A 12,004-nucleotide genomic window follows, 5' to 3' on the forward strand; every position below is an offset into this window, starting at 1 on the left:
GGAATATAATGGAGGTAGTGTCATTATGGAATCAACTGTCGTTTTGAAGGCTGGTCCTCAGGAATACTATCACAGTAAAGGGATATTGAATCAATTGCCCCAATTGATTTCCGAAAGAAAGATCAACAGATTATTTGTCATACATGGAGAAAGATCGCTTCAGGCCGCAATGCCTTACTTGCCTTCGCTGGAAAATTTCGAGATTCAATATGAGAAATATAGGGGTGAATGTTCTCTAAACGAGATTAAGCGAATCTCCGCTATTGCCAAGCAATATAAAGCGGAAGGATTACTGGGGATCGGCGGAGGAAAGGTGGCGGACCTTGTAAAAGCAGTTGCCTATCAACTGCAAATCCCGGAAATACTCGTTCCGACACTTGCTTCCAATTGCGCCGCATTCAGTGCCGTAAGCATTATTTATAATGATGAGGGGATTCATGTTGACAGCTTGTCCTTTCCGAAAGCAACCAACCTTGTCCTGATTGAACCGGAGATTATTTTAAACAGCCCTGTTGAATATACGATTGCCGGTATCGGCGACACTCTTGCCAAATGGTATGAAGGCGTGTCCCGTTTGAATCAGATACAGACCAAAACCATACCAATGCAATTGAGTTTTGAAATGATGCACAAATGCAGAGAGTTTCTATTCGAATTCGGGGAACAATCCATCAAAGACGCGCAGACCGGAAAATTAACGGAGGCCTTTATAAATGTCATTGATACGAATATTGCCGTTGCTGGCCTCGTTGGAGGCTTCGGAAGCATATTTGCCAAAAGCGTTGGCGCACACGCCTTCTTTAATGCTGCGACTGCTATTCCCGGAACGAAAACGATTTTACATGGATCTCTTGTAGCGTTTGGAATTCTGGTTCAATTAGCCCTGGAAAAGAAAATAGACGAGCTGGAGTCGATTCTTCCTTTTTATAGAAAAATAGGCCTCCCGACGACGCTGCAGGATATACATTTGGACGATTCCAACACGGAAGCGCTGCAGCTGATTGCGGCAAAAATGACGTCTCAAACATCGAGAATTCACAGTTTACCGTTTAAAGTCACCGCTGATGATGCACTGTGGGCGATCCTGACAGTGAACAGGATTACAAGCAGCTACAGTTATTAAGGGGATACATTGCTTCTAGCCATCAGCAGAAAGGAAAAAAGAATGGTTGTTTTTGAAGAATCCAGGCGGCTGAAATCCCTGCCGAGAAAGTACATGTCCAAACAAGCGGAAGCGATTGCCACTTATGAAAAGCAAGGAATTGATATTATTAATCTTGGAAGAGGAAACCCGGATTTGCCTACTCCTCAGCATATTGTGGATCGCTTGAAAGAGGCCGTTGATATGCAGAGCAACCATGGATACCCACCTTACAATGGAAAAAAGTCTTTAAAACAGGCCATTGTTGCATTCTACAAACGTGAATACGGCGTGGATCTTGATCCGGATACCGAAATTGCCATTTTTAACGGATCTATTATCGCTGTTGCCGCTCTGCCGCAATGTCTTTTAAATCCGGGCGATACCATCATGTTTCCTGAGCCTGCTTTTCCAATGTATTATTCCGCGGTTAAATTAGCCGAGGCCCATCTTTACGGGTTACCCGTGAAGGAAGAAGATGGATTCCTGCCGGATTATAACGCAATTCCGACGCAAATCGCCAACCGTACAAAATTGTTATTGTTAAATTATCCGAACAATCCGACAGGCGCTGTGGCAACAAGTCATTTTTTCGCGGAGACCGTTCAGTTTGCCACAAAACACAATATTCCCGTTTTTCATGATATGGCTTACGGATCGATTGGTTTTGACGGGAATAAACCACTTAGCTTCTTGCAGACGAAAGGGGCTAAAGAAATAGGCGTGGAAGTATACACCATGTCAAAGGCGTACAATATGGCCGGCTGGAGAGTGGCGTTTGCCGTTGGAAATCCATCCATTATCGCAGGCGTGAATCGCTTTGTTGAACATGCTTACGGAAACGTGTTCGGAGCGGTTCAGGATGCCGCAGCTGCCGCCTTAACAACCGACCAGGACTGCGTCCGCCAACTCACGGTTATATATAACCAAAGAAGAGATACATTAGTAAACGGACTGAACAAAATCGGCTGGCATGTAAGGCCTTCCGCAGGCACCTTTTTCGTATGGGCGAAAGTCCCGGAGGGGTATAGCTCAGAGCAGTTTTCCGCTCTTTTATTGGACAAAGCTCATGTTGCCGTTATTCCGGGTGAAGCGTTTGGTGAGCACGGCGCCGGATATGTTCGCATTAGCTTGGTTAGTTCGGAAGAAAGATTGCTGGAAGCCGTGCAACGGATTAAAGACGCCAATATTTTAAAATATCAGAAAGTATAAAGCCTTACCTTCACACCGCCAGTTACTTCGAAATATCCAAAAAGCCCTCTCCGAATACATCCCGCACGTCATGAATCGTGATAAATGCTGCGGTGTCGACGGCTTTTACAATCTTTTTAAGCGCCGACACCTCTTGCTTGCTAATGACGATATACAGAACTTCCTTCGGGTTTTTGGTGTAATATCCGTGGCCCGACAGGACGGTAACTCCACGGTCCATTTGCGTAACGACCATCTCTGCAATTTTGTCTTGATGCTCGGAGATAATCATGACCGCCTTTTTAGGGTTTAGCCCCTCAATCATGAAATCCATAACCTTGGTACCCACGTACAGGATCACGATGGTCAGCATCAATTTTTCCGGACCAATAATAAAATAGGAAGAGAACGCTACGATCAAATCAAAAAACAACAAAGCATAGCTGATATTCCAATCCAAATATTTGTTGGCAATCCGCGCCAGAATGACCGTTCCGGCCGTTGTGCCCCCTACCCGCACGATTAAGCCTATCCCGATTCCGACCAAAACTCCGGCAAACACGGCATTAATCGTCGGCTCATGTGAATCAATCCGCCAGTCAGCCGTTAAATGCAAAAACAATGAGTTAAATGCAACCGCAATGACGGTGTATAACGTTGTTCTCGCATCCAGAAACTTATATCCGATAATCAACAACAGACCATTGATCACCAGATTGACGACCGAGGGAGACCAGTGAAACAGGTAGTACAAAATAATCGTAACCCCTACAACGCCCCCTTCGCCAAACTCATTCGGGATAACATACAGATTAACAGCCAGCGCGAAAAAAAAGGCGCCTACAATAATAAATGCGATATCCGCAAGTCTCTTTTTCATATATGCTCTAATCCTCTCTCAAACATTTCATCACTGATTAGCCAGATCGATTGGCTGACGCTTGCAGTCAAAATACGCTTACAACCAGTTCATGGTATCTACTTACAAACCTAAAGTCAATATAACTTTGACACTTTAATTCGCCACCAAACTGCCTTAATCCCGAATTCAAGATTTTGCAAAATTCGATTCCTGACGGTCCACAACACAAAATATAGACTGAACCCAGCCAGTTCGATAAAAAAAACACAATCCCGACTACTAAACTAAGAAACGGGCCTCTAGCCCTTGTTTTCGATCTAGGCACATCCTCCCTCAAAATGACCATCCTCCTAATGCACATTTTGGACACATACGACCATCTTCCTGTTTTATGTCAAAAGCATTTTACTTTGAAAAAATGCGGTTATAATGATTGCAACTTAACCAAGCAACCTACATGGCATTACGACATCAAGTACATACAAATAGTCCTATACAGATGTCCTAAGCAACTCAAGCTGGATTTGACAAAATGGAATTGGAGGAACAACCTAACATGAATACAATGAACTTAACTGTACACACCCTGATGCCCTTTCACCACCAATACCAACGCGCCAACGCTGTGAATATGCAGAAGAAAGAAGATAGCTCGGAGAAGAAGCTCAGCTTTCAGGACATTTTGAATGAGAAAATGGGTAAAAAATAAAATAAGCTCAAAAGCCGTGTTTCCCTACATCGTCTGTAGAGAAAACACGGCTTTTTTAGGGTTATTGACTTATTTTCAACCTATTGTCCTGCATCCCGGTACTGTTCGGCCTTTTCACGCATCCCGGCAGCTACAGCCTCTTCTGTATTCAGTCCCTTGTCAGCCGCATAGGCGCGAATGTCCTGCGTAATGCGCATGCTGCAGAATTTGGGACCGCACATCGAGCAAAAATGGGCTTCCTTGGCCCCCTCTGCCGGCAGCGTCTCATCATGGTAGGATAAGGCCCGCTCGGGATCGAGGGAAAGATTAAACTGGTCGCGCCAGCGGAACTCAAAGCGCGCCTTGGATAAGGCATCATCCCGTTGCTGTGCCCGTGGATGGCCTTTCGCCAGATCAGCAGCATGTGCCGCAATTTTGTAGGTAATGACTCCTTCACGAACATCATCCTTGTTCGGCAGGCCCAAATGCTCCTTCGGCGTAACATAACATAGCATGGACGTCCCGAACCAACCGATCATGGCTGCTCCGATGGCTGAGGTAATATGATCGTAGCCAGGCGCAATATCCGTCGTGAGCGGTCCCAAAGTATAAAAAGGAGCTTCCTGGCAAATTTCCATTTGTAAATCCACATTCTCCTTGATTTTGTGCATCGGAACATGCCCCGGACCTTCGATCATGACCTGGACGTCATGCTTCCACGCGATTTGCGTTAGCTCACCCAGCGTTTCCAGTTCTGCAAACTGTGCTTCATCATTCGCATCATAGATGCTGCCCGGACGCAGCCCATCCCCGAGGGAAAAGGCTACATCGTAAGCTTTCATGATTTCGCATATTTCTTCAAAATGCGTGTACAAAAAGTTCTCCTGATGGTGCGCAAGGCACCAGGCCGCCATAATCGACCCGCCCCGGGAGACAATTCCCGTCATTCTGTTCGCCGTCATCGGGATATAGCGCAGAAGCACGCCCGCATGAATTGTAAAATAGTCCACACCCTGCTCCGCCTGCTCAATCAGGGTATCGCGATACATCTCCCACGTCAGTGCCTCAGCTTGGCCGTTCACCTTTTCAAGCGCTTGATACAGCGGTACGGTTCCAATCGGCACAGGGGAATTCCGGATGATCCATTCACGCGTCGTATGGATATTACGGCCTGTGGACAGGTCCATGACCGTATCCGAGCCCCAGCGCACAGCCCAGGTCATCTTCTCCACTTCCTCCTCAATGGAGGACGTGACCGCAGAATTACCAATGTTCGCATTGATCTTCACGTGAAAATGACGCCCAATGACCATCGGCTCACTTTCCGGGTGATTGATGTTGGAAGGCAAAATCGCCCGTCCCGCCGCCAGCTCCTGTCGCACAAACTCGGGCTCCACCCCTTCGCGAATGGCCGCAAACTCCATCTCGGGCGTAATGATTCCCTTGCGAGCATAGTGCATTTGCGTCACCGTGCGCCCTTGTAAGGCACGAAGCGGACGATGGGTCACGCCGGGAAATTCCACCGCTTCCCGTTTGGAACCGGGCTTCAGCCCATTATCCTCCGGCTTAACCGTGCGTCCCTCATAAGCTTCGGCATCGCCCCGTTCCAGCACCCAGGCCCTCCGCAACGGGGGCAGCCCGCGGCGGATGTCCACCTGATAGGCTTCGTCAGTCATCGGACCGCTCGTGTCGTACACACGCAAGGGCTCATGATGCTCGGTGCCCTCCGGCGTATGTGTGGGGTGCAGAGCGATTTCACGCTCTGGCACGGCAATATCCGGCCGCGAGCCTTGAATATACACCTTGCGGCTCCCCGGAAAGGGTTTTACTCCGTCAGCTTGCTCTGCACTTGTCTTCACTTCAGTTTCTTCTGTTTCCGTCGGTTTCATTGTTCGTTCCTCCCGTTTCGATGAAATGACACACCGATCCGGAACCATTCCCAGGGTGGCTGATCTATGCAAAAAAGCCGGTTCCCCAGGGAACCGGCTAATCTAACGAAGAGCTATCCAAAAGTACACACACAGAATAATATATTCCATGCGCCTTCTTAGGCAGCAGCTACGTATACATTTCAATGGCCGATTACTTCCCTACGCTGGTATGATCCAGATCAGGTGCAAAGGGTCCGGAATCTTGCACGATTCCATCTCAGCCCGGCATTACAGGCTCCCCCAGTAACTGTGATACTTCAATTTGCATGAGGCGGCGATAACAGACATCCCGCCATCCTCATCAGATTACTTTAAAATTATTGCTTTGGCAACCCTTCTCTGGTCCTGTTACGGGAGCATAAGCCCCATTTCCTTCGCAGCTTCGATCAAAATCGGGGCAAAATCATGCAGCGTCTCAGGTGCAAGTCGGCTGACCGGACCGGATACAGACAAGGCCGCAGCGACCTGTCCCTTCCGGTTCACCACAGGCGCTGCCACAGCGGCTGCACCTGGCTCCCGTTCTTCATAGCTGGTTGCATACCCCTTCTCACGAATGTCCTGCAGCTGTGCTTTATAGACCTCCGGGTCTACCGAGGACGGCCATTCATCCCCCCTTAGCAGGGTTTCCAGCTCCTGTGGCGGCATAAAGGCCGCCAGCACCTTGCTGGAAGCCCCCACAGCCAGCGGCATACGCGCACCCACAGGCGCAACGCGGCGGATGGGCTGGTTGCTCTGAACGGCCTGAATGCGAATACGCATGCTGCCGTCCCGCAAGTATAAGCTGACCGTCTCACCCAGACGGTCACGCAACCCTTCCATCGCAGGCTGCAGCAGCACTGCCGGCTCGTCGCTTTGTGACAAATGGGTAGACAGCTCCCATATGCGGAAGCCGAGCCGGTATTTTTCGGTTGCGGAATTTCGAACGACAAAGCCACGATCCTCAAGCGTTGTCAGCAGCCGGTGAACCGTGCTTTTATGTAGTCCAATTTTGGAGGCAATCTCCGTCAGACCAAGATCCGAGTCTGCGGTAAAACACAGCAATATATCAAGTGCACGCTCCACAGCGCGAACGGTTAATTTACGGTCTTCCATCGTGAACCGCTCCCCTTGTATCCATTTTCGTTTCACACCATGAAACATGGTTACATAAATTATATAGAATACTCGCGGCTACTGTAAACCGATGTTTTTGTGACAGCTATATTACAGAAAAAGAACAAACATCGACAATTCTTTGCATCATTTTTACTTTTCCGGTGCAGGCGTTGACTTTGGATAATCACCATCATACGATAATAGGTATCAAGTGGACATACACTATCATTTTCAAGTGAATTTGTACCTAAATTCCATAGCATGAAGTTCAATTTTTTATAAGGAGGCTCTTACATGATTTCGACATCCCAGCGCAGTTCTCAGCTACAAACCGCTGTTCAGGAGCCGTCCATCCCACTGATTAATCCCCGTATGCTGCGGTTCAAGCACATTGTGATTGCGCTGCTGCTATCGGTCGTATTTTTTCTGTTGTTTTGTTTTATCGCTCTGCACGCCTACATTGCATGGGTTCTCACCAATCCGACGGTAGCACCGCTGTACTCCAACCCGATGCAGGCGAAGGGAATGGCCTATGAGGAAGTCAGCTTCCCCGCCAAGGACGGCAGCCGCATGGTGCAAGGCTGGTATATCCCGGCGGATCAATCGCGGAAAACGATTATTTTCAGCCATGGATATGGGGCCAACCGCGAAGAAAGCTGGATTCCCATGTATGATCTGGCGCATTATGCCCATAGTCTGAACTTTAATGTGGTTATGTTTGACTACGGTTTCGCGTCCCAAAACAGCAAGGCGGTCGCGACCGGAGGGAAAGCGGAATCCCAGCAGCTTCTAGGGGCGATCCAGCTTGCGAAGCAACGCGGCTCGTCGGAGATTATCGTATGGGGCTTCTCGATGGGGGCAGGAACCGCCCTGCAGGCAGGTTTGCAAACCAAGGATGTGGACGCGATGATTTTGGACAGCACCTTCCTGCTGGAGCCGGATACACTGTACCATAACATTCATAATCAAATTGATTTGCCACGCCATCCGTCTTTGGAAATTCTGGAATTGCTGTTTCCAGTTTTGAACGGCACCAGCCTGCATCAGATTCCATATCAGGAGGTCAAAAAGGAAAACTATCCGTTCCCGATCATGTTTGTGCATGGTACACAGGATGAAAAAGCGCCTTATCCCATTGCGGAAAAGCTTGCTGCCAATCAGACCAATCCGCTTTCCAGCGTGTGGATTGTCAAAAACGGACTGCATGAGCTGATTTTCAGAGAGCATCCGCGTGAATACTTGCGGCGGGTATCGACGTTTTTGAGCAGCGTACAGGAGCTGGAGGACAAAAAAACTATCGCTAGTGCGAATAAGCAAACGACTGCGAAGTAATACAATGAATTTTTTAAGCTATATTATCCACAGCTTGAGGAAGCCCGATTATGGACATTTAACTCGTGTCAAGTCAGGCTTCTTTTTTTGCGTCCTAATGGCAATTTATCATTCTGTATGACATGTGTATCTGATGGAGAGAGTTTGTAGACATATTCCCGACGAGACGGCGAATATACTGGGTACGTATGCATCCGGGGCAGATTCTTTCTCCAACCCGGGTAGCCATAGTGGGATACGGGAGGTAAAAGAACAATGCTGAGTACTTATGGATCTTTTCTGCCCTTGCGCGTGCTGGAGGAAATCCGGCATTGGAAGCAGCAGGAAAGTTGGCATGTGGAAGTGATTAAGTCCGCTACCGAGGGACTTGAGCCTGCATATGTGCAGCTGCTCGATGATTGGCGAACCGTATTTGAACAGACCGAACGGGCTGCTGTAGAACTGCTTGAAGAGCAGCGGAGCGCCCTCGATCCGGCAACTCAGGCGTGGCAGGACCCAGAAGCGCAGAAATCGGCTGCTCCAGAAGCACACACACACGAACTGGCTGAATATTCAGGACAGCCGAGGGAATGGGGTGAGGCGTCGTCATCTGGAAAGGTGTCATTGCCAGAGACTGTCTCGCAAGATCTGCATCGCCGGCTGGACGGATTGCTGCAAACTGCAAACCGTCAGTCACAGGAATATGTTCGCCAGCTTGGCCTGCTGGGCGAGCACAGTCTTGCATTACGACAGCAGCCCAGATCCGCCGGAATTGTGCTGCACGCGGCCCATGAAAGCCAATATTTCCTGATCTCGACCACCCCCTTTCAAGAGCCTGGCTCCATCGAACGGGCTGCCGGATTGTATCATGTGGCAGTAGAGGGTGAGCACTACCCTGAGGATACGTTTCGAGAGCGACAGGCGGGCATACGGGGAGAAGGTAACTGGGCGTCCATGGGCGTTCAGTCCGGTCAGACGCAGCCCGCGGCGACCGAAAAAGCTTCCCCCGGTCGTGCGGTTCCGATCGGGGGGCATCGCTTGCCGCCGCTCCCCTACCCCTACAACGCGCTTGAGCCGTACATTGATGAAAAGACGATGCGTATTCACCATGACAAGCATCATTTGAGCTATGTGAATGATTTGAATAAAGCGGAGAAGAAGCTGGAAGAGGCCCGGAAAACAGGTGATTTTGATCTCGTAAAGCACTGGGAACGGGAGCTGGCATTTAACGGTGGCGGTCATTATCTGCACACTCTTTTTTGGACGATTATGAGTCCACAAGGTGGGGGGAAACCAAGCGGACCGCTGGCTGAGCAGATCAAAAAGGATTTTGGCAGCTTCGAGGCATTCAAGAAGCATTTCAGTGCGGCAGCCGAGAAGGTTGAAGGAGGCGGCTGGGCGATTCTGGTGTGGAGTCCACGCGCAGGACGGCTTGAAATTTTGCAGTCTGAAAAGCACCAAAACCTGACCCAGTGGGAATCCATTCCGCTACTGGCGATTGACGTATGGGAACACGCCTATTACTTAAAGCATCAGAACGAGCGCAACAAATACATCGAAGACTGGTGGCATGTCGTGAACTGGCCTGAGGTGGAGGCGCGCTACGCTCAAGCCTCCAAGCTGAGATGGCAGCCCTTCTAAGCCAAAGTGGCATGTGGGCTAAGTGCCATATGACTAAGTTCCATGTAAGCCAGTGAGCTAAGTTTCATGTAAGCTAGGGAGCTAAGTTTCATGTAAGCTAGGGAGCTAAATTCAGCTCTACACTATACTTGTGAGTCGTATCGCTCCCTAAGAGCAGCCATTTGCTCTGCCAATCCCTGCGGCTGCGCTAGCGAGCCATCGACAGACAAAATCGTAGCCCGGCTTTCGATCACCCGGCGCAGAGATGCCGTATAGGCCTCAACAGATGGCACCCCAGCCAGCTCTGCCAGGCTGCCCATCGTTGCCGGATTTACCAGTGGATAATCCGGCTGCGGCGCCCCCGCCGGCGTATCTCCGGCTGCCGCCGCATAAAACTGCTGCACCGCCTGGGCACGCTCTGCACCACTGCCCTCAATCATCACGAAAGCCGTGATGATATACGCCTTGGCTTGACGCCGCTGCGCAATGCCGCAAAACTTGCGGCCTCGGACGCTGACATCGTAATCACCGGGACAGAAGGACCCGGTGATTTCCCCGGTCTGCGCCTCGGCAGACCACGGGGCCAGCGCATCGGCAATCAGCCCCGCCATGAGGCGGAAATCCTCATTCAGGCTAATCGCCCGCTGCGGATTCGGCAGGATCAGGGACAGGTTCAGTACCCCCCTGTCCAGCATGACGGCTGCTCCGCCCGAGGGACGCACGCATACTGAGGTTCCCGCGCTGCGCACGCGCTCCATCGCCTGCGGCGCGTATGGAAGCCTGCGGTCCCGGTGACCGATGACCAGCGCAGCCGGATGCCGCCACAGATGCAAAACAGGTGCAGCTCCCTTACCGACTTGCCGACAGGCCAGCTCCTCCCAGGCCAGCGGAGACAAGACGTCCATTCGGGTATCGGTCAGCGGCGCTTCATACCATTGCAAATTAGGCAAAGCTGTTGTTTTTTCTGCTGAGCTATGTACGTTCTCCATATGGTATCCCCTATCTTAAAATCACTGTTATGCATAGGCTAATCGTAAATGTTAAGGCAGCTATGCTGCGCTGTTGAATGTTGTATCCGTCCATCCGTCTATTCCTATGTTAGCAAAAAGAGTGTTAGCAAAAAAGGGTGGCTACGCCTATGCGTAAACCACCCTTTTTCATCACATAACCGTCAAGCCGTTTTCGATCATTCCTTGATCAGGGACAGGAATTCGGCGCGTTGTGCCGCATCATCACGGAACGAGCCGCGTACCGCAGACGTTACCGTTTTACTGCCAGGCTTTTTGACACCCCTTGCACACATACATAAGTGTTCGCCTTCCACGACCACCATAACTCCGTGAGGAGAAACCGCTTCATTCAGAATATCCGCGATCTGTGATGTAATCCGCTCCTGCACCTGCAATCGGCGGGTCACAGCCTCCACCAGACGGGCAAGCTTGCTCAATCCTACAATTTTGCCGCTAGGTACATAGCCGATATGCACTTTTCCGAAGAAAGGGGCCATATGGTGCTCACACTGGCTGTAATAGACGATGTCCTTCACAATCACAAGCTCCTCGTGATTCTCGTCGAATGTCACACCCAGCGCATCCCGGGGATCAACCTCATAACCCGCAAATATTTCCTCATACATGCGCGCTACGCGTGCCGGTGTTTCCAACAGTCCTTCACGCTTGGGGTCCTCACCGATCAGTTGTAAAATCTGCTCCACATGGTACTCGATTTTATCCCGGTTATCCGCAGCTTTGCGGTTAATATAATCTTTTACGCCAGCCACAGTAATCCTCCTCTATGCAGCAACCTCATGCGACATCCGTGCTCACGTTGCTCATTATTTCCGACGGCCCTGATTTTTACGCGCACCAGGCTGATTTTTGGAGAACTGCTGGTTCTTCATCATCTGCTGAGCCCTCTGCATTTGTTTTCCATTCAGGTTGTAACCCATCTGCTTGGCCATTTTTTGCAGCGTTTCAGGGTCGTTCTGCATCTTCTCAAGCTGTTTGCGAAGATAATAAGCACCGATGAAAAATCCCCCAACCAAACCAACAATCAGGGTAATAATCGGAATGACAATATTCCACACCACGAAGTCGTCACCTCTGTATATTTATATGAAACATCATGCATTACACACGAACCTATCATAGCAAAACATGGGACAG

Annotated in this window: 11 protein-coding genes and 1 riboswitch; of the genes, 5 read left to right on the forward strand and 6 right to left on the reverse strand. The window is 49.9% G+C overall.

The features are described 5' to 3' along the window. The first annotated feature begins 25 nt into the window (after positions 1-25). The gene (locus tag B4V02_RS21460) at positions 26-1,123 is read left to right on the forward strand and encodes an iron-containing alcohol dehydrogenase family protein (RefSeq protein ID WP_094156333.1); all 1,098 of its coding nucleotides are present in this window, start codon (positions 26-28) and stop codon (positions 1,121-1,123) included. 42 nt (positions 1,124-1,165) lie between these two features. Next, complete coding sequence (locus B4V02_RS21465) at positions 1,166-2,353, forward strand: aminotransferase class I/II-fold pyridoxal phosphate-dependent enzyme (RefSeq protein WP_094156334.1); 1,188 nt, start codon at positions 1,166-1,168, stop codon at positions 2,351-2,353. 22 nt (positions 2,354-2,375) lie between these two features. Here the strand turns inward: B4V02_RS21465 and B4V02_RS21470 are convergent, their stop codons facing one another. After that, positions 2,376-3,212, reverse strand: a complete 837-nt coding sequence (locus tag B4V02_RS21470; RefSeq protein WP_094156335.1) for a YitT family protein — start codon at positions 3,210-3,212, stop codon at positions 2,376-2,378. Positions 3,213-3,750: 538 nt separating this feature from the next. Between B4V02_RS21470 and B4V02_RS26200 the strand changes: the two genes are divergently transcribed. Continuing rightward, positions 3,751-3,903, forward strand: a complete 153-nt coding sequence (locus B4V02_RS26200; protein WP_167383776.1) for a hypothetical protein — start codon at positions 3,751-3,753, stop codon at positions 3,901-3,903. Positions 3,904-3,983: 80 nt separating this feature from the next. Here the strand turns inward: B4V02_RS26200 and thiC are convergent, their stop codons facing one another. Beyond that, positions 3,984-5,771 carry a phosphomethylpyrimidine synthase ThiC gene (gene thiC / locus B4V02_RS21475; RefSeq protein WP_244188378.1) on the reverse strand — a complete coding sequence of 596 codons (1,788 nt, stop codon included), beginning with the start codon at positions 5,769-5,771 and terminating at the stop codon, positions 3,984-3,986. A gap of 181 nt (positions 5,772-5,952) precedes the next feature. Next, a riboswitch (TPP riboswitch) is annotated at positions 5,953-6,065 on the reverse strand. A 96-nt stretch (positions 6,066-6,161) separates the two neighbouring features. Continuing rightward, complete coding sequence (locus B4V02_RS21480; protein WP_094156336.1) at positions 6,162-6,905, reverse strand: IclR family transcriptional regulator; 744 nt, start codon at positions 6,903-6,905, stop codon at positions 6,162-6,164. Between the two features lie 297 nt (positions 6,906-7,202). Here B4V02_RS21480 and B4V02_RS21485 point away from each other — a divergent pair, with 297 nt between their 5' ends. Beyond that, positions 7,203-8,240 (forward strand): alpha/beta hydrolase, encoded by a 1,038-nt coding sequence (locus tag B4V02_RS21485; protein ID WP_094156337.1) that lies wholly within the window; start codon positions 7,203-7,205, stop codon positions 8,238-8,240. 255 nt (positions 8,241-8,495) lie between these two features. Then, positions 8,496-9,860: a Fe-Mn family superoxide dismutase gene (locus B4V02_RS21490; protein ID WP_094156338.1), complete on the forward strand. Its 1,365-nt coding sequence runs from the start codon at positions 8,496-8,498 to the stop codon at positions 9,858-9,860. A 122-nt stretch (positions 9,861-9,982) separates the two neighbouring features. On the opposite strand, the gene B4V02_RS21495 is transcribed toward B4V02_RS21490, so the two are convergent. From B4V02_RS21495 to B4V02_RS21505, 3 genes are all read right to left on the reverse strand, one after another. Next, positions 9,983-10,828 carry a lipoate--protein ligase family protein gene (locus B4V02_RS21495; protein ID WP_094156339.1) on the reverse strand — a complete coding sequence of 282 codons (846 nt, stop codon included), beginning with the start codon at positions 10,826-10,828 and terminating at the stop codon, positions 9,983-9,985. Positions 10,829-11,025: 197 nt separating this feature from the next. After that, the gene (gene folE / locus B4V02_RS21500) at positions 11,026-11,619 is read right to left on the reverse strand and encodes a GTP cyclohydrolase I FolE (protein ID WP_094156340.1); all 594 of its coding nucleotides are present in this window, start codon (positions 11,617-11,619) and stop codon (positions 11,026-11,028) included. A 54-nt stretch (positions 11,620-11,673) separates the two neighbouring features. Continuing rightward, positions 11,674-11,928, reverse strand: coding sequence for a YneF family protein (locus B4V02_RS21505; RefSeq protein ID WP_007428770.1), 255 nt, complete (start codon positions 11,926-11,928; stop codon positions 11,674-11,676). Positions 11,929-12,004 lie beyond the last annotated feature (76 nt).

This window comes from Paenibacillus kribbensis, assembly GCF_002240415.1.
GTDB lineage: Bacteria > Bacillota > Bacilli > Paenibacillales > Paenibacillaceae > Paenibacillus > Paenibacillus kribbensis.

What these genes read in the sequence shown, in the direction of transcription:
- B4V02_RS21460 (WP_094156333.1), top strand. Translation starts at nt 26, where the DNA reads ATGGAATCAACTGTCGTTTTGAAGGCTGGTCCTCAGGAATACTATCAC.
- B4V02_RS21490 (WP_094156338.1), top strand. Translation starts at nt 8,496, where the DNA reads ATGCTGAGTACTTATGGATCTTTTCTGCCCTTGCGCGTGCTGGAGGAA.
- B4V02_RS21485 (WP_094156337.1), top strand. Translation starts at nt 7,203, where the DNA reads ATGATTTCGACATCCCAGCGCAGTTCTCAGCTACAAACCGCTGTTCAG.
- B4V02_RS21470 (WP_094156335.1), bottom strand. Translation starts at nt 3,212, where the DNA reads ATGAAAAAGAGACTTGCGGATATCGCATTTATTATTGTAGGCGCCTTT.
- B4V02_RS21495 (WP_094156339.1), bottom strand. Translation starts at nt 10,828, where the DNA reads ATGGAGAACGTACATAGCTCAGCAGAAAAAACAACAGCTTTGCCTAAT.
- thiC (WP_244188378.1), bottom strand. Translation starts at nt 5,771, where the DNA reads ATGAAACCGACGGAAACAGAAGAAACTGAAGTGAAGACAAGTGCAGAG.
- B4V02_RS26200 (WP_167383776.1), top strand. Translation starts at nt 3,751, where the DNA reads ATGAATACAATGAACTTAACTGTACACACCCTGATGCCCTTTCACCAC.
- B4V02_RS21465 (WP_094156334.1), top strand. Translation starts at nt 1,166, where the DNA reads ATGGTTGTTTTTGAAGAATCCAGGCGGCTGAAATCCCTGCCGAGAAAG.
- B4V02_RS21480 (WP_094156336.1), bottom strand. Translation starts at nt 6,905, where the DNA reads ATGGAAGACCGTAAATTAACCGTTCGCGCTGTGGAGCGTGCACTTGAT.